This is a genomic window from Hymenobacter terrigena, assembly GCF_054776515.1.
Window position 1 is genome coordinate 642,254 of sequence record NZ_BAAHBU010000003.1, and the last position, 18,215, is coordinate 660,468.

13 protein-coding genes are annotated in these 18,215 nt (G+C 61.9%); 9 read left to right on the forward strand and 4 right to left on the reverse strand.

Annotated features, from left to right (window positions below; translation table 11 throughout):
• Positions 1 to 4 precede the first annotated feature (4 nt).
• From ACYU7Q_RS15825 to ACYU7Q_RS15840, 4 genes are all read left to right on the forward strand, one after another.
• Complete coding sequence (locus ACYU7Q_RS15825; protein WP_460610410.1) at positions 5 to 1,129, forward strand: cytochrome-c peroxidase; 1,125 nt, start codon at positions 5 to 7, stop codon at positions 1,127 to 1,129.
• Between the two features lie 195 nt (positions 1,130 to 1,324).
• Positions 1,325 to 3,814 (forward strand): TonB-dependent receptor, encoded by a 2,490-nt coding sequence (locus tag ACYU7Q_RS15830; RefSeq protein WP_460610411.1) that lies wholly within the window; start codon positions 1,325 to 1,327, stop codon positions 3,812 to 3,814.
• Positions 3,815 to 3,923: 109 nt separating this feature from the next.
• Positions 3,924 to 4,142: a heavy metal-binding domain-containing protein gene (locus ACYU7Q_RS15835; protein WP_460610412.1), complete on the forward strand. Its 219-nt coding sequence runs from the start codon at positions 3,924 to 3,926 to the stop codon at positions 4,140 to 4,142.
• Positions 4,143 to 4,281: 139 nt separating this feature from the next.
• On the forward strand, positions 4,282 to 4,497 hold the full coding sequence (locus tag ACYU7Q_RS15840) for a heavy-metal-associated domain-containing protein (protein WP_460610413.1): 216 nt from the start codon (positions 4,282 to 4,284) through the stop codon (positions 4,495 to 4,497).
• A gap of 80 nt (positions 4,498 to 4,577) precedes the next feature.
• Here the strand turns inward: ACYU7Q_RS15840 and ACYU7Q_RS15845 are convergent, their stop codons facing one another.
• The 4 genes from ACYU7Q_RS15845 to ACYU7Q_RS15860 all read right to left on the reverse strand — a co-directional run bounded on the left by ACYU7Q_RS15845 (position 4,578) and on the right by ACYU7Q_RS15860 (position 11,640).
• Positions 4,578 to 5,702: a T9SS type A sorting domain-containing protein gene (locus ACYU7Q_RS15845; RefSeq protein WP_460610414.1), complete on the reverse strand. Its 1,125-nt coding sequence runs from the start codon at positions 5,700 to 5,702 to the stop codon at positions 4,578 to 4,580.
• 181 nt (positions 5,703 to 5,883) lie between these two features.
• Positions 5,884 to 6,990, reverse strand: coding sequence for a T9SS type A sorting domain-containing protein (locus ACYU7Q_RS15850; protein WP_460610415.1), 1,107 nt, complete (start codon positions 6,988 to 6,990; stop codon positions 5,884 to 5,886).
• Positions 6,991 to 7,054: 64 nt separating this feature from the next.
• A complete protein-coding gene (locus ACYU7Q_RS15855) occupies positions 7,055 to 8,800 on the reverse strand; it encodes a glycosyl hydrolase 53 family protein (RefSeq protein ID WP_460610416.1) in 1,746 nt (581 codons plus the stop codon).
• A gap of 251 nt (positions 8,801 to 9,051) precedes the next feature.
• Positions 9,052 to 11,640 carry a glycoside hydrolase family 5 protein gene (locus ACYU7Q_RS15860; protein ID WP_460610417.1) on the reverse strand — a complete coding sequence of 863 codons (2,589 nt, stop codon included), beginning with the start codon at positions 11,638 to 11,640 and terminating at the stop codon, positions 9,052 to 9,054.
• Between the two features lie 301 nt (positions 11,641 to 11,941).
• Here ACYU7Q_RS15860 and galK point away from each other — a divergent pair, with 301 nt between their 5' ends.
• The 5 genes from galK to ACYU7Q_RS15885 all read left to right on the forward strand — a co-directional run bounded on the left by galK (position 11,942) and on the right by ACYU7Q_RS15885 (position 18,192).
• Positions 11,942 to 13,108: a galactokinase gene (gene galK, locus ACYU7Q_RS15865; protein ID WP_460610418.1), complete on the forward strand. Its 1,167-nt coding sequence runs from the start codon at positions 11,942 to 11,944 to the stop codon at positions 13,106 to 13,108.
• Positions 13,109 to 13,189: 81 nt separating this feature from the next.
• The gene (locus tag ACYU7Q_RS15870; protein WP_460610419.1) at positions 13,190 to 14,242 is read left to right on the forward strand and encodes a galactose-1-phosphate uridylyltransferase; all 1,053 of its coding nucleotides are present in this window, start codon (positions 13,190 to 13,192) and stop codon (positions 14,240 to 14,242) included.
• Between the two features lie 107 nt (positions 14,243 to 14,349).
• Positions 14,350 to 15,375 (forward strand): LacI family DNA-binding transcriptional regulator, encoded by a 1,026-nt coding sequence (locus ACYU7Q_RS15875; RefSeq protein WP_460610420.1) that lies wholly within the window; start codon positions 14,350 to 14,352, stop codon positions 15,373 to 15,375.
• 16 nt (positions 15,376 to 15,391) lie between these two features.
• Positions 15,392 to 16,120: a 3'-5' exonuclease gene (locus ACYU7Q_RS15880; protein ID WP_460610421.1), complete on the forward strand. Its 729-nt coding sequence runs from the start codon at positions 15,392 to 15,394 to the stop codon at positions 16,118 to 16,120.
• A 158-nt stretch (positions 16,121 to 16,278) separates the two neighbouring features.
• Positions 16,279 to 18,192, forward strand: a complete 1,914-nt coding sequence (locus ACYU7Q_RS15885) for a DUF294 nucleotidyltransferase-like domain-containing protein (RefSeq protein WP_460610422.1) — start codon at positions 16,279 to 16,281, stop codon at positions 18,190 to 18,192.
• Positions 18,193 to 18,215 lie beyond the last annotated feature (23 nt).

Genomic DNA, 18,215 nt, shown 5'->3' on the forward strand with positions numbered 1-18,215 from the left:
CGGTATGCGGAGGATTCCGAAAACGACATTGGCCTGGCTGGGGGCCGGCCTGCTGGCCCTGGCCGGCTGCAAGCACGACAGCGACACCGTGAGCACCGTGGACCCGGAAGGCCCGGTAGTAGCGCCCACGGCTTACAACCTGGTAGTGCCCGCCAACTTTCCGCCCCTGCCCGCCCAGCCCGCCGACAACCCCCTGACGGTGGAAGGCGTGGCGCTGGGCCGGCAGCTGTTCTACGAAAAAGCCCTGTCGGTGAACAGCACGATATCCTGCGCCAGCTGCCACCGCCAGGAGCTGGCCTTCACCGACGGGCTGGCCCACGCCCAGGGCGTGAACGGCAGCACCACGCCGCGCAGCGCCATGTCGTTGGCCAACCTTGCTTGGGAGCCCAAGCTTACCTGGGACGGGGCCGCCAGCAGCCTCGAAGCCCAGGCCCGTATTCCCATCGAAAACCCGGTGGAGATGCACCAGACGCTGGCCGCCGGCGTGGCCCGCCTGCAAGCCACCAGCACGTACCCGCCGCTGTTTCGCAAGGCTTTCGGCAGCAGCACCATCACCGAGAACAATACTCTTAAGGCCCTGGCCCAGTTCGAGCGCACCCTGGTTTCCAGCAACTCGCGCTACGATAAATTCCTGGCTGGCAACCGGGCCGCCCTCAGCAGCTACGAGCAGCAGGGCCTGGTGCTGTTCGTGACGCACCCCGACGGGCCGGCCGGCATCCGGGGCGGCAACTGCAAGGACTGCCACGACGGCAGCCTGCAAACCGATAACGCCTTCCGAAACAACGGCCTTGATGCTACGCTCACCGACCTGGGCCTGGGCTTGCAAACCGGCAAGCCCACCGATAACGGCAAGTTTCGAGTGCCCTCGCTGCGCAACATCGCCCTCACGGCTCCCTACATGCACGACGGCCGCTTCCCCAACCTCGACAGCGTGCTGAACCATTATAATGAGCACATTGCCACAGCCAGCCCCAACCTCGACCCGCTGATACTGAACGGCAGCAACAACAAGCTCGGGGCCGGCCATCCGCTGGGCCTGACCAAAGACGAGAAGGCCAAAATCGTAGCCTTCCTGCAAACCCTGACCGATACCACTTTTACCCACGACCGGCGCTTCGCCAAGCCGTAGCACGGGCCTGATTGCAAAAACGCTGAGCCGGCGCGCCTGCGAAAATTCGTAGCCGCGCCGGCCTTCTGTTGCTGCCAAAAGCCGGCAGGGCACAGAATTACCACAGGTTCGTGCTGCAATTTTGTGTCGAAAGCAAGCAGCCAGGGCAGGGAAGTGGTGTCGTTTGTGCTCGTGAATTGATGATTTTCCAGGGATATGAAATTTCTACTCACCGCCTTCGTGCGGTTTTTTAGTGTCCGCACCATCGGATTGGGGCAGAAGCAACTATTGGGCGGGGTAATGTTGATGACCGGACTGGCCGGCCCGCTGGCGGCGCAGGCGCAGACCAGCGGCAACGTGAGCGGAAAGCTGCTCGACGCGGCCAACAATGAGCCGTTGCCCTTTGCGGGCGTGGTGCTGTTGCGGGCCACGGACTCAAGCTTCGTGGCCGGCGCGCAGACACTGGAAACCGGCGCATTTACTATCGAGAAAGTGCCGTTTGGCAACTACGTGCTGCGGGCCTCGGTGGTGGGCTACCGCACTGGGCAGCGCGCCGTGGCCCTCACGGCCGCCGCGCCCACGCTCCAGATGGGCGCGCTGCGGCTGCGCGTGGCCGCCACCAAGCTGGCCGAAGTGGTGGTGAAAGGCCAGCGCGCCATCGTGACCGACAACCTCGACAAGAAAGTCATTGACGTGACCAAGGACCTGACCGCCACCGGCGGCACGGCCGTGGACGTGCTCCAGAACGTGCCCTCCGTGACGGTGGACCAAAGCGGCGCGGTGAGCCTGCGCGGCTCGACCAACGTGAAAATTTTCGTGGACGGCAAGCCCACCGGCGTCACGCTGGACCAGTTGCCGGCCAGCTCCATCCAGAACATTGAGGTGGTGACCAACCCGTCGTCGCGCTATGACGCCGAGGGTTCGGCGGGCATCATCAACATCGTGCTGAAAAAAGAGCGTCAGGACGGCTGGAACGGCCAGGCCAATGCCACCGCCGGCACCGGCGAGAAGTACAACACCTCACTGAACCTGAACTACCACAAGGGCAAGTTCAACGTGTTCGGCTCCTATGATTTCCGCGACGACCGGCGCACGGGCTACGGCTCGGTACGCCAGCGCACCACCCGCCTCGATACCACCGTGGTGCTGAACCAGGACCGCACCGGCGTATTCCAGGGCACCTCGCACGCCCTGCGCCTGGGCCTGGACTACGCCCTCACGCCCGACCAGACCCTGACGCTGACCGTGCAGCCGCGCTACAACAGCCAGAGCAACTGGGAGAACATCATCTCGACCCAGACCAACCAGATAACCGGCGCCACGCCGCCGCTGGGCAACAGCACCCGCTACGTCACCAACGCCGGCAGCTCCAAGCAGGCCGATTTTAGCCTGGATTACCGCCACCTCTGGCCCGCCCAAAAGGGCCGCGAGCTGACCGCCAACGTCATTTACACGCCCGTGCAGTACAACGTCGGGGTGAACTCGAACGTGAATTACCGCGACAACACCGCCGGCAACCAGCACCAGCAGTTCGACACGCAGAATGACCTGGCTTCGGCCCAAATCGACTACGTGATGCCGGTGGGGGAGAAGGGCCGCTACGAGCTGGGCGCCAAAAGCATTTCGCGCCGCTCCGACAACGACTACAAATACACCAGCCAACCTGCGCTGGCCTTCGACCCCTCCAACCGCTTCATTTACCACGAGTTCATTCAGGCGGCCTACGGCACGTATGCCAACGCGGCCGGCGCGTTCAGCTACCAGTTTGGCCTGCGCCTGGAGCAAACCAACACCCGCGGCGACCAATCGACGGACGTGCCCAATGCCCATTTCACGCGCAGCTACCTGAGTCTGTTCCCCAGCGCCGTGCTGGCCTACGACGTGAGCAAAGAAAACCGGGTGCAGCTCAGCTACTCGCGCCGCGTGCAGCGCCCCAGCGCCGACGAGCTAAACCCCTTCACCGACCGCTCGGACCCGCTGAACCTGCGCACCGGCAATCCGCTGCTGTTCCCTGAGTTCGTGCACTCGCTGGAGCTGGGCGACCAGCGGTATTTTGGGGCCAGCAGCTCGGTGAGCGCCACGGCGTTTTACCGGCTTGAGGAAAATACGATTACCAACATCCGCGACCCGTTTTTCCGCGACCCCGTCACCAACGCCCTCGTCACGAACACCACCCGCCTCAACGTGGGCCAGGAAACCAACTACGGCCTGGAACTGGTGGCCTCGGCCCCGGTCACCAGCATCTGGAAGCTGAGTGCCAATGCCTCGGCCTTCCGGCGCATCATCAAGGGCTCGGTGCCGACGAACCTGGATTTCAACAACAGCAATATCGTGTACACGGGCCGGCTCAACACCACGGTGTCGCCCACCAAAAAGCTTGATTTACAGCTGTCGGCCAACTACCGCTCGCCGGTGGTATCGGCTCAGGGCCAGCGCCTCACGCAGTTCAGCGCCGACTTTGCCGCCAAGCAAAGCGTGCTCAAGGACAAGGGCAATATCACGCTGCGGGTGTCCGATATTTTCAACACCCTGCAATTCAATTTTAACGCCTACGGTCCCGGTTTTGAGTCGCTTGCCCGCAACAAGCGCGAGTCGCGCATCGTGTACCTGGGCTTCACCTACCGCTTCGGCAACGCGGGCGACTCGTCCCGTAGCAAGCGCAAAGACGAGCAGCCCGACGATACCCGCGGTGGCGGCTTCGATTAAGCCGCCACCGGCGCAAGCGCGCCATCTGGAACCTTCGGCGTTAAATTTGCCGTTCGGCTGCCGCCACCGGCGCAGCGGGTGCTCCATTGCTTCTTCTTTTCGTTTGCTCATGTTCTCAAAAATTTCCGCCTTCCTGCTGACTACCCTGTGCACCGCCACGCTGTTGCTAAGCAGCTGCGAAGGCCAGAAGCCCGCTGCCACCACCGCGCCCGCCGCCACGCCCGTGGCCGAAGCCCGCTACGAATGCCCGATGGGCTGTGCCGGCAGCCAAAGCAGCAAGCCCGGCAAGTGCCCCACCTGCGAGATGGATTTGGTGAAGAAATCGTAGATAAAGCCCTTTCAAGCCGGAATTCTGCAGCTTTGCGCACGAATTCTGTGCCGGCCGGTAGTGGGCGCGGTAGTAATTTTACTTAGTCGCCGCCACATCAGGCATTGGGCGCATTCCAACTACTTCACTGGTCAATTCCATGTCAACGCTTCGTTTCAAAACCACCATCAACTGCGGCGGCTGCATCAAGGCCGTTACGCCCGCGCTCAACCAAGAAGTTGGGGCCAATAACTGGCAGGTCGACACCGCCAACGCCGACAAAATCCTGACCGTGAGCTTGCCCACCGCCACCGCTGCCCAGGTAGTGAAAGCGGTACAGGAAGCCGGCTTTGAGATTCAGCCGCTGGCGGCTTAATTCATTCAACCAAAAGCCAGTAAAAAAGGCGGCTCCACACCGGAGCCGCCTTTTTTACTGGCTTTTAAGTGTGGCTACCGCTATTGCACGATGACTTTTCGGCTGGTGAGCTGGTCGCCGATTTGGAGCTTGAGCAGATAAGCGCCGGCGGGCAGGCTGCCCAGGGCCAGCTGCTGGGTGCCGGCCTGCTCGGCGCTGGCCCACGCGCGCACGCGCTGGCCCAGGGCGTTGTAGACGGCCAGCGCGACGGGCTGCCGGCCGGCCGGCACGGTGTAGGCCACCGTGGCCGAGGCCGAGGCCGGGTTGGGGTACACCTGGAAGTCGAGCCCGCTGGCCACGGCGCTGCGGCTGGCCAGCACGCCCGTGCCCAACTGAAACGTCAGGAACTGGTTGCCCGGGATGGCCGAGAGGTCGGGGTCGCTGCCCAGCGTAGTGGTGCGCCCAGCAATCTGGGGCAGCAAGTCGCTGAAAAATACGCCGTCGCCGTCGGTGTAGGCCGCCACCATTTCCAGGTTGGTTCCCGTCGTAATCGGGACCGTCGCCGTGCTCAGTGCTGCTAATGGAATCTCAAATTCGAACCCGGAATTGGTGGTATTGGCGGTGAGGGTGGCCGTATTGTTGTAGGCAAATTTACTGCCGGCCAAATCCAGCGTAGTAGGGGCTACTACCTGCCCGCCGGTCTTGGTGCCAGCTGCAATAAACGTGTCGGTTCCGGGCGTCACGGCCGTGCCGGCTACGTAGGATACCCGGCTGAAATAAACATCGTTGGCCGTGGCGGAGGCCGGGCCTACCGATACCCGAAAGCCATAGTCCGTCGGGTTGTCCATGGTGGGGTGGTGCTTGAGTGGCGACTGCGTGTCGCTGCCGCCGGGTAGGGGCGAGCCCGCGGCTGCGCCTGGCCGGGCCGGCGTATTCAGGTACACGATGAGGGAACGATACCCGCCCGATGGCGTGGTAGCCGCCGACTCAGCCGAGCCCACCAGCATGATATTCAGCGTGGTGGCCGTGTATCCCACGTAGAGCGCTTGGAGACCCCGGGCGGCTTCGAGATGGTTGCCACTGTAGGTAGCGGCCAGCTGGTACTTGCCCATGCCGGTACCAATTTCGGCGGCTGTGGCCCTGCCATCAACTACAAACTGAGCCCTGGCAGTGAGCGAGGCGATGGTGAGGATACCAATCGCAGCGAGCATAGAGAAATGTTTCATGAGGTGGGAGATTAAAGGATTTAATTGTACATTAAATATAGATTAAATTTGATTGTTGATAATGAATTTTTAATTAAGATATGCAGAAATATCATTGCATATTACAAAAAAGCCATATTGCCGCGAAAAAAAAGGCGGCTCCACATCGGAGCCGCCCTTTTGAGCAGGGGCTAAGAACAGGCTATTGCACGATGACTTTCCGGCTGGTGAGCTGGTCGCCGATTTGGAGCTTGAGCAGGTAAGCGCCGGCGGGCAGGCTGCCCAGGGCCAGCTGCTGGGTGCCGGCCTGCTCGGCGCTGGCCCACGCGCGCACGCGCTGGCCCAGGGCGTTGTAGACGGCCAGCGCGACGGGCTGCCGGCCCCCTGGCACGGTGTAGGCCACCGTGGCCGAGGCCGTGGCCGTGGCCGGGTTGGGGTACACCTGGAAGTCGAGCCCGCTGGCCACGGCGCTGCGGCTGGCCAGCACCCCCGTCCCAAGCGAGAAGGCCACCGACTGCGTGCCGGGAATGGTGGTGAAGTTGGGGTCGGTCCCCAGGGCGGTGGTACGGCCGGTAATTTGCGGAATCACATCGGAGTAGAAAATGCCGTCGCCGTCGGTAAAGGCGGCAAACAGGTCGAGGCGGCTGCCAGCTGTGAGCAGCGGCGTGCCCAAGGCCGCGAGCGGAATCTCAATCTCCAAGCCCGCATTGCCGGTGTTGGCCGTGAGGTTGGCCGTGTTCAGATAAGCAAAGCGGGTACCGGGGAGTGTGGTAGCCGTGAGCGGAGAAGTCACCACGGTACCGCTCTTGTTGCCCTGCCCAACGTAGGTGTCGGTGCCGGCAGTGGGGGCACCGGTGCCGGTCACGTACGAGACGTTGCTGAAATACACGTCTGTAGCCGTGGGGCCCACCGACACGCGGAAGCCGTAGTCCGTTTGCATGTCCAGCGTGGGGCGGTGTTTCAGGGGCGACTGGTTGTCACCCCCGCCCAACTGCACCCCGGCCGGCGCACCGGTGCGCACCGGCGTGTTCAGGTACAGCACCAGGGCGCGGTAGTTGCCCGAGGTAGCTGCCTCGGCCGAGCCCGCCACCAGAATGTTCAGGGTAGTGGCCGTGTAGCCCACGTACAGGGCTTTCAGGCCCCGGTCGGTGTCGAGGTGGTTGCCGCTGTAAGTGCCGGCCAACTGGTATTTGCCAATGCCAGTGCCAATTTCTGCGGCCGTAGCCTGGCCGTCGAGGGTGAACTGCGCGTGGGCAGTGAGCGAGGCGACCGTCAGGGCGCCCATCGCTGCAAGCGTAAAGATTTTCATGGTGATGGGAATTTGGAAAAAGGTTTAGAAAAATGATGGGAATGATGGGAACAATTGGAGTTCGTTACAGCTGCACGTATTGATGCATCGCTACCTGGTCGCCGTGACTGATTTTCAGAAGGTAAGTGCCGGGCGCGATGCCGGTTTGCTCGGTCAAAATCTGGTGCGCGCCCCGCGTCAGGCGCTGGGCCGGCGTCAGGGTGCGCACCAGCTGTCCCGTGAGGGTGTACAGAGTGAGCTGTACAGTTTCGTCGCGGTCAAGCACCAGGGCCACAGTGCGGGCCCCCGTGGCGGGGTTCGGGAATAGCTGGGCCGTAAAGTCTGGTACGGCAGCGCCAGACACAGAAGAAGTTGCAGATGAAGATACGAATTCTACGTCATCAATGCTAGCGGTTTCGCCGGCGTGGGCGTTGGAGCGCAGCCCGATTTCGCACTGCCCGTTGCTCACCACAATGCCGCTCACCTGCACCCGTGTCCAGGTGCTGGTGGTGGGCAGGGTGGTGGCCAGCTCGGTGCCGCCAAAACCGTTGGCATACAGCTGGCACTGGGTCTGGCCGCCGCTGCTTTGGGCCCAGGCGCGCAGGGTGTAGGTGCCGTTGGGCACGTTGGCAAGCAGCTGGTAGGTGCGCACCTGGTAGGCGGTGGCCTTTTGGTGGGCCAGCTGGTAAGAACTGGCGTAGCCGTAATACTGCGTCAGGTCGGCATCCGCATCGGCGGTGGAAGCGGTGCTCCAGCCCAGCGGCGTTTGGGTGGCGGCAGTATACTCGAAGCCGGGGTTGTAGACCAGGCCGGGATTGGGTGGGTTGTTCAGGAAGGCGTTGATGGCCACCGTGGGCCGGCCGTTGCTGTCCCAGATGCCCAGGCCGTAGCCCATCCAGTTGTAGGCCTGCGGCTCCCAGTAGAGCACGCCGAGGCCCTTGTTGTTGGGCACGGCGCGGGTTTTGGCCATCAGGTCGAGCAGCATTTGCTGAGCGGGGATGGGCGCGTTGGCCGCAATGCCGGTTTCCACCACCATTACTTCCTTGCCGGGGTAGCGGCTCACCATGTCGTTCATGTTGGCCTGGCACTGGGTCGTGAGGGTGGGCCAGTTAGCTGTCGTGGGGTAGAGCGACATACCAATGACATCGTACCGGGCGCCGTTGGTCCGCAGTCCATCAAACAGGTAGCGAAACAGGCTGTTGTTGAAGCCATTGGAGACGTGCACAATGACTTTGCTGGTCGGGTTCACCGCCTTCACCGCCGCGTAGCCGCGGTCCACGAGACTGGCAAAATTGGCCATGTTGGTTGAGGCGCGGCCTTCGGGCCAGAGCATGCCGTCGTTGGTTTCGTTGCCCACCTGCACCCATTCGGGCACGATGTTGTTGTCTTTCAGCGAGTCGAGGACGTCGTAGGTATGGTTGTACACGTCGGTTTGCAACTGGGCCAGGGTGTGGCCCGCCCAGGCAGCGGGCTTGGTCTGCTGGCCGGGGTCGGCCCAGGAGTCGCTGTAGTGGAAGTCAATCATGAGCCGAAAGCCCAGGTTGTGCGCCCGAATGGCCTTGGCAATGACGTCGTTTTTGCCATTCCAGCCGCCCGCCGGGTTCACCCACACCCGCAGCCGGATGGTGTTCATGTCGTGGTCGTGCAACAGCTGAAACAGGTCCTGCTGCGCGCCAGCCTCGTTATAGAAGCGGTAGTTGGAGGCCTCCATCTGGGTCACCCAGCTCACATCGGCCCCTTTGGCAAAGGGCGCAGTGCTTTGGGCTGCGGCGCGATGCGGCAGCCCCAGGAAGGCACCCGTTATCAGCAGCAATAGTAAACTTCTCAGCATATCGGGAAGGGAGGGCAGCAGTCGCATTGGCTAATTAGGAGATTTTACGGAGTTTTTTGAAAAAGTATTCGGTCAAAGCCTTTAATTTCAGGGCAGACGCAAAGTGTGGCTGGCCAAATGGCTGGCGCAAAATCGGGCCCGGGTTGGAGTAAGCGCGACTTTATCATGGTTGGAATGGCTGAAAATCGACAACGAAGAACCGGTCATGCGGCCAGCAACTCAGGGCAAATCCAGCGGGCTGTACCGGCCGGCTATTGCAGCGAAATCGACTCGATATCCACGCTCAGTAGGCTACTCGGAGCGTTGGCAGCTTCCCAGGTGAGGTGCAGCACTTCGGCCTCCGAAATTTTCAGACTGCCCGCATTGGGCGCCTGATACTGCAGAGGCAGAAACCCAGGGTAAGGCCGGGGCATCAGTAGCAGCGCCGCTGGCCGAAAGGCGCTGAGCGGCAGGCGAATTTCCCGTACCTCTGCGCTTAACGCCAGCGGCGCGGAGTAAGCTACGGCGTCCTTCGTGGTTAGGGTGAGGCTCACTTTGGCATCGGGCTGGCCGCTGCGCGCCCGCACAACCACGGTGGTAAATCCGGACAAATCAGTGGCGCGGCCGGCCACCTTATCGCTGAAAAATGCCCGCAGGCTGGCAGCCGGGCCGGTGGCGACGGGCTGGCCCGGCCGGGACGGGCCCTGCACGAGGCGCAGGGCGAGCGCGCCATCGGGCAGGGTCACGTAGTCGGTCCAAGTGTTGGGGGCCAGGCCGTGGGCTTCGGTGAGGTCCTGGTCGCGGCTGGCTTGGAAGAGGGGCAGCGGCGCGCTGGCTGCCACGATGGGCACTTCGTAGTGCTCGGCGTGGGCAAAGTCCCAGTCGCGCGGCTGGCCGCTGAAGCCGCCGGGGAACGTGAGGGTTTGCGCGCCTTTTTTCAGCACTAGCCAGTAGCGGAGCTGGCCGGGATAGAGCAGTTCGGCGGGCACGGTGGCTTCCAGCGTGGCGTAGCTGCGGGTGGCCATGGGCAGGGTGCGCGTCTGGCCGTAGTAGTGCTGCGCCACCAGAAACACGCTGTCCGTAGGTGCGAGGCCGCTAATAGTGGCGCTGATGCGTAGCGGCTGGCCGGCAGTGGCCTGTGCCGGCGCGGTGTGCCGCACCTGCGGGCCCAGGTCGGTTGGCTTAGGGGCTACAAATTCGCCCAGCTTGATGTGACTAAAGGCTGTTTGGGCCGTGAAAGCGGCCGTGGATTTGCCGGCTGCGGCCAGCAGATACACGCCGGGGCGCACGGTGGCGCGGCCGTTGGCGGCCTGGGCTTGGGCGGTGTTGCCTTCGTTCAGGCCTTTGATGGAAAAGCTGCGGCCCAGGTCGCTCAACGACACTAACAGCGGCTGGTCGTTCCACAAAATCTGGGTCACGGGCTTGCTCAGCGACGCTTTTTCGAACGGGTCGCGGATGGCCACGGCGTCGGGCATTACCTCCAGCCGCCACACGCCGGGTGCCAGCTTATCGAGAAAATATGCACCGGTGCCGCCGTAGCTCACGGCCGGCGAGGAACCCACGCCCGCCAGGTGCTGCAGCTTGGCCGGCTGCCGGGGTGCAGTGCGGGTGTTGGCGGTGTAGTAAAATTCTTCGGGCGAGTTCATCTCGCTCAGCCCTAGCCGGTAGCTGACGTGGAAATTGCCAAAAACCGAGTCCTGCGGGTAGCGTCCGAACGACTGCCCGCGCCCTACCGTCCGAAACGCCTTGCCCGCGATGAGCAGGCTTATTGCCTTAGCCGGCGTGTAGGCCAGGTTTAGGTAATGGGTCTGATATTCTGTATTAGCGTAGGCAATAGCTAAGGGGTCGTAGGCAAATTGGGTGGCCCACTGAAAACCGGCTTCGCGGAAGCTGCGGGCCATGAACGGGTACATCACCGGCTGAATAATGTCGGCCGATTCGAACTCGTACACCATCTTCGCCTTGCTCAGAAAGCGAGCATCCGTGCGGTACGGAATGGGGTACTGGTCCACGTAGGGCAGGAAATTGCCGCGCAGCATGTGGTTGCTCACCAGCCCCTGCGGGTACCACTGGTAGGTCAGACCATCAACTTTGGCGTTGAGAATGGCCTGGTACACGTCGGGGTTTTCCGACACGTTGTAGAACACCGGCTTGCGGCAGCCCGTGGCTCGGATGGCGGCGGCCATGCGGTCGGCAAAGCTAGTGACCTGAGCCTCGGGCTGGTGGTATTTCGGCTCGTTACATACTTCAAAAGCCAAAATGTCCGGGTCTTCGCGGTTGAGGCTTTTGGTGTAGGGGTTGCGGTGGTTGAGGAACTGCGTGAGGTAGCGCTCCTGCGCCGCGATGGCGCGCGGGTTGGTATAGGCCTCGCCTTTGGAATAGATGCTGGAAAAGCCGGTACCGCTGTCCTTCTCGGGGTAGCCATTATTCCAATAGGCAATGGGTGTGAGGATGAGCTTGATGCCGCGCTGCTTCAGCTCATTCACCAGGAAATCGAACAAGCGCAGGTGCTCATTTTCGAGCAGATTGCCAGTAGTGTCGGTAATCTCTACGTCCCAGACGTGCACCCGAAACGCATCGACGCCCAACCGCGCCAGGTGGTACACGTCCTGCCGGATGGCCTGCTCCAGGTTCACGCCCAGCTTCTGGTGTGCCCGGTAGGAGTAGGCGAAAGGCGCGGTGTAGTTTACCCCGAACAGGGCCACTTCCTGCTGGGTCTTCTGCCAGCGCAACACGCCTTTTTTATCTACAAACACGTCACCGATGGGTTCTTTAATGGTTTTTTGAGCATAGGCATCGGAAGCACTACAAACCTGAAAACAGAAGCTCAGCAACAGCAGAAACGAATAGCGTAAGGGCATACTTATGGAAGAGGAAAAGCGAAATGGATACGGGTGTAACGGCCGACGGTCGAAGTCAGACCATCGTTTATCTAAACTTCGGTTGTGAACTGCTGCGTACCGCCACGGTTTGTTGTCACAACCAGCGTAATTAGCGAAATCTGAATGTTATATTTAAGACAAACGATTGCGCAAATGTAACTCGTTCGCCGTACTTTTCGGGCCGCAAATGCGATGGATTGGCCATCTGGCCTGAAGTTGCGTAGTGTTGTTGCGCCGTTTGCGGCTGCTTTTCGCCCGGTTATTTCCCTTCTGATTTTCTATGCCCACTCCGCTAATCCAAGCCGTTCAGGCTGATTTTCAACAACGCTTTGGCTATGCGCCGCTGCTGGTGCGCGCGCCGGGCCGCGTCAACCTCATCGGCGAGCACACCGACTACAACGCCGGCTTCGTGTTGCCGGCCGCCGTGGATAAGGAAATGAGCTTTGCCGTGGGCCTGAACGGGGGCGAGAAAATTCGCCTCGTAGCCTTTGATTTAGGCGAGGAGTTTGAGCTGGCCAACGCCGCTGAAATCAGCCCCAGCGCCACACACTGGGCCAATTATCTGCTGGGCGTGGCGGCCCAGTTCCAGCTGCGCGGCCACGCCGTGCCGGGCTTCGACTGCGTGTTTGCCGGCACCGTGCCCATGGGCGCGGGCATGTCGTCGTCGGCCGCCGTGGAGTGCGGCCTGGCCTTCGCGCTCAATCATTTCCTGGGCACCAACCTCGATAAGATGGAGCTGACTCGCATCGCGCAGCTGGCCGAGCATACGTATGCCGGCGTGCAGTGCGGCATTATGGACCAGTTTGCCAGCACGTTTGGGCGGCCCGGCCACGTCGTGCGCCTCGACTGCCGCTCGCTTGATTACGAATACTTTCCCTTCGATACCACGGCCTGCCGCATCGTGCTTTGCAACTCGGGCGTGAAGCACAGCCTGGCCAGCTCAGCCTACAACACCCGCCGCCAGGAGTGCGAGCGCGGCGTGGCGGTGCTCCAGCAGCATTACCCCCACATCGCGGCCCTGCGCGATGCCACACTGGCCCAGCTCGAAGCCCACCGCGACCAGCTCGGCCCCACGGTGTTCCGCCGCTGCGCCTACGTGGTGCAGGAAAACACGCGCGTAGTGGACGCCTGCCGCCACCTCGAAGCCGGCGACCTGGCTGCCTTTGGCAAAGAAATGTACGCCAGCCACGCCGGCCTGCGCGACGACTACGAAGTAAGCTGCGTCGAGCTAGATGTACTGGTAGAAGCGGCCCAGAAAGTGCCCGGCGTATTCGGCTCGCGCATGATGGGCGGCGGCTTCGGCGGCTGCACCATCAACTTAGTCGCGCCCGATAAGGTAGAGGACTTCATCGCCAGCGTGAGCGCGGCGTATCAGGAGAAGTTCGGGATGAAGCTGGAGACCTACCAGACCACGATTGTGGGCGGGGTAGGAGCGGTAGCTGTTTAACTATCCGACAATAACGAAACGGCTGTCATGCTTCGCTGCGCGCTGCATGACGGACAATTAATAGCCTTCAAATAACCTCCAATGCCCTCCACTTTCGATTCCACCGAACACCCGCACCGCCGTTTCAATGCCCTTTCGGGCGAGTGGGTGCTGGTGTCGCCGCACCGCTCCAAGCGCCCCTGGCAGGGCCAGCAGGAGGAAACCGAGCAGGACCAGCGCCCCGCCTACGACCCCACCTGCTACCTCTGCCCCGGCAACGTGCGCGTGGGCGGCGAGGTGAACCCCAAGTACACCGATACCTTCGTTTTCAACAACGATTTCGGCGCGTTGACCGCCGACGTGCCCACCGGCGGCATCAACGAAGGGGGCCTGCTGCGGGCCGAGGCTGAGTCGGGCGTGTGCCGCGTCATCTGCTTCTCGCCGCGCCACGATTTGACTTTGCCGCAGATGACCACGCCCGCCATCCGCAAGGTGGTGGACCTGTGGGTAGAAGAATTCACAACCCTCGGGGCACGGCCGGACATCAACTACGTGCAGATTTTCGAAAACAAAGGCCCGATGATGGGCTGCTCGAACCCGCACCCGCACGGCCAGATTTGGGCGCAGCGCACCGTGCCCGGCGAGCCCGCCAAGGAAACGGTGCAGCAACTAGCCTACTTCCAGGAGCACGGCCGCACGCTGCTGAGCGACTACCTGAAAATCGAGCTGGAGAAAAAGGAGCGGGTGGTCATCGAAAACGAGCATTTTGTGGTGCTGGTGCCGTTCTGGGCGGTGTGGCCGTTCGAGACCATCGTCATTGCCCGCCGCCCGGTGCAGGACGTGACCCAGCTCACCAGCGAGGAGCGCGACGCGCTGGCCGACATTCTGCGCCGCCTCACCATTCGCTACGACAACCTGTTCAGCACCTCGTTCCCGTACTCGGCCGGCCTGCACCAGCGGCCCACCGATGGCCAGGCGCACCCGGAATGGCATCTGCACATGCACTTTTACCCGCCGCTGCTGCGCTCGGCCACGGTGCGCAAATTCATGGTGGGCTACGAGATGCTGGGCGACCCGCAGCGCGACATCACGCCCGAATTCAGCGCCGGGCGGCTGCGCGAGCAGTCGGAGGTGCATTACAAATCGGCCCAGTAGCTGGGCCAGGGCCGGAAATAATAATTGCGGCCAACGTTCCGCACTTCACTGGTGTTATAGGCGCACGGGGTTACATTTAGCTCCGCACTCACTAATTTATTTCCGCTTTGGCTCAAAAACGCGCCTCTATTTCGGACATTGCCAAGGAGCTTAACCTGGCCGTTTCTACTGTTTCGCGGGCGCTGAGCGGCCATTCGCGCATCAGCGAAGCCACCCGCAAGCGCGTGTGGAAACTGGCCGAACAGCTCAATTACCAACCCAATGCTCTGGCCGCCGCCCTGCGCAAGGGGCGCAGCAACACGCTGGGCGTCATTGTGCCGCACATCGACGGGCACTTCTTTTCGCAGGTGATGAAGGGCGCGGAGGCCGTGGCCAACCGCGCCGGCTTCAACGTGCTGCTGTGCCAGTCGAACGAGGACTACGGCCAGGAGCAGAAGAACGTGGACACGATGATTAACGCGCAGGTCGACGGCATCATGGTGTCGGTGGCCCGCACCACGCACGACTACAAGCACTTCGACAAGATTAAGAAGCGCGACATTCCGCTGGTGTTCTTCGACCGCATTCTGGACAGCCCGGAAGTGAATGCCGTGGAGCTCGACGACTTCCAGGGCGGCTACCAGTCCACCAAGCACTTGCTGGAGCAGGGCTGCCGCCGCATTGCCCACTTCGGCGGGCCGCAGCATTTGAACATCTACATCAACCGCTTCGGCGGCTACCGGCAGGCCTTGCAGGAATACGGCATTCCGATTGAAGATGAATTAGTGTTGTTCAGCGACATGTGGGAGGCCGACGGTCGCGTCGGCATGGAGCAACTGCTGGCCCTGCCCAACCCGCCCGAGGCCGTGTTTTCGGCCAGCGACTTTTCCATTGTGGGGGCCATGCGTGTGCTCAAGGAGCGCAAGCTGCGCATCCCGGAGGACATCGCGCTGTCGGGTTTCAGCAACGAAAGCTTCTGTTCGCTCACCGAGCCCAACCTGAGCTCGGTGGACCAGTGCTGCGAGGAAATGGGCTTGGCTGCCATGCGCCTGCTGCTGGAAATGGTGCAGGAACACGAGCAGGCCCCCCGCAAAATTGTGATTCAGCCCCGGCTGATGAAGCGCGAGTCGTCGCTCTGGCACCAGCAGCCCTAACGCTGCGCCCATCCCCGTGAACGAGTACCTGCTGTTCGTCGATACCGAAACGTCGGGTATCCCGCGCGACTGGACGCAGCCGTACGCCAGCCGCGACAATTGGCCGCACATCGTGCAGCTGGCCTGGGTGGTGTGCACGCCCGATGGCCAGGAAGTGAAGGCCGAAAACCACTACATCCGCCCCAACGACTACGACCTGAGCCCGGAGTCGGGCAAAATCCACGGCCTTACGGCGGAGTTTTTGCAGGCCAACGGCCGCTCGCGCCACGCCGTGATGCAGCGCCTGCACCGCGACCTGCTGCATTACAAGCCCCGGGTGGTGGCCCATTTCATGCAGCTCGATTTTCACATGCTGGGTGTGGGCTTCCACCGGGCCGGGCTGAAAAACCCGCTGCCCGGGCTGCCGCAGTTTTGCACCATGCGGGCCACGGGGCCGCTGCTGCGCCACAGCACGCAGGGCTTTTTGCGGCTGGGCGAGCTGCACCAGCGCCTGTTTCAGGAGCCGCTGCTGCGCGAGCATGATGCTTTGGTAGACGCCCGCGCCACGGCGCGCTGCTACTTCCGAATGCGGGAGCAGGGCGTGATTACCGACGAAACCATCGCTCAGCAGGTACCCATCGGGCTGCCCACGCCGCAGGCCCGGCTGGCACGCCGTCGGCGGCGTAAGCTGCGCATTGGGGTGGCGCCGTGGCTGCTGCTGGCCGCCGTGGCACTGGTGCTGCTGGCGGTGTTTTTACTAAGGTGAAAGATTTTAAAGACTGTCATGCAGAGCGCAGCGAAGCATCTTTACCGCACAATGCAATCAATTACTATTGAGGTAAAGATGCTTCGCTGCGCTCTGCATGACGGACTACTTTTGCCCGTTGCCGCCCAATACCAGATAACCCTTCGACACCCCGCCCCATGAGCGAAAAACTCGATTTTCTCCGCACCGTGAAGCCCTTCGACCGCCTGCCCGAAGACGTGCTGGCCGAAGTGGCCGAGGGCCTGGAAGAAGTGCGCCACCCCCGCGAGGGCGTCATCTACTACCAGGACGAGACGAAGCTGCGGGGCCTCGACATCATTGTGGAGGGCGAGTACGAAACGTTTTTCTACGACAGCCAGCAGAACCGGCGCGTGGTGGAACTCACCCGGCGCGGCGAATGCTACGGCGGTATCTCGCTGCTGCTCAATAAGAAAAAGTCACTACGCACGGTGGTGGCCAAGCGTAATACCCGCGTGTACTTCCTGCACCGGCGCGAGTTTCTGGCGCTGTGCCAGGGCTACGAGAGCTTCTTCCACTTTTTCACCACGCGCTACGGGCAGCGCATGTTGAACGAGGAATACGCCCACTTTGTGCGGCCCGCCACCAGCGCCGGCTCCAGCTACCTGGCCTCCGACCAGCTGTTTTCGCGCCGCATCGAAACGCTGGAATTGCGCCCACTCGACGTGTGCGCCGCCTACACGCCCATCCACGAAGTAGCCCGGCGCATGGCCGCCGCCCGCACCAGCTGCTACTTTATCACCAACGCCGACGTGGACGGCCACATCATCGGCTACGTGACCGACATCACCCTGCGCGACAAGGTGGTGGCTGCCTGCGCCGACGCTAACCTGCCCGTCGAAACCATCGTGGACGCGCCGGTGGTGAGCATCAGCTCGCGGGCGTTTGTGTACGAGGCTATTTTGCTGATGTTCAGGACGAAGACCCGGTATTTGCTGGTGGAAACCGATGGCGAGTACGTAGGCTTCCTGAGCCGCAACAAGCTGCTGACCGACGACCAGGCGCAGTCGCCGTTCATCTTCATTCAATCGGTGAAGCAGGCCCAGGCGGTGCCCGAGCTCAAGCGCCGCTGGGAGCAAGTGCCCGAAATGGTGTACCAGCTCCTGAACCGTGGCGTGAAGCCCGAAATCGTGAACCAGGTCATCACCACCGTATCGGATGCCATTGCGCTGAAGCTGATTGAGGGTGCCATTGCCGAGCTGGGGCCGCCGCCGGCCAAGTTCGTGTACATGGTGCTGGGCAGCGAGGGCCGCAAGGAGCAAACCCTGCTCACGGACCAGGACAACGCCATTATCTACGAAGACAAGGCCAACGAGCAGCGCGAGCTGGTGCGTGACTACTTCCTGAAATTTGCCGAGATGGTGAGCGACCAGCTCAACGAAATCGGGTTCAGCTACTGCGAGGGCGGCTTCATGGCCAAAAACCCGAAGTGGACGCACTCGCTCTCGCACTGGAAGCGCAACTACGTGGAATGGATGACCGACTCAAACCCCGAAACGGGCATGCAGTTCGCCGCCTCGTTCGACTGCCGCTACATCTACGGCGACCCCGCCATCATGGGCGAGCTGCACGATTTCCTGGCCGTGGAGCTACAAAAGCCGGTGGAGCGTTTCTTCCACCACATGGCTGTGAACGCGCTGCAATACGAGCCGCCGCTCACGTTTTTCAACAACATCCGCACCTTCGCCCACGGCGCGCACAAGGTGTTCAACCTCAAGAAAACCATGTCGCCCATCGTCGATTTGGTGCGGATGTACGCCCTCAAACACCGCATTTTTGCCACCAACACCGGCGAGCGGCTGGAGGCCCTCAAAGCCTTGGGCGTGTTCACCGAGCGCGAGGCCCACGAGCTGCTGCAATCCTACTACTACCTGATGGGCGTGCGTCTGAAAAAGCAGGCCGCCCAGATTATCAACGACAACGTGACGCCGGATAACTACCTCGACCCGAAGACGCTGACCAAGGTGGAGCAGGTGACGCTGAAGGAGATTTTCAAGGTCATTGCCGATTTCCAGCTGAAGATTAAGGTCGGGTTTACGAAGTCGTTGGGGTAGTGCCAAATTGCTTCCCGAATCTT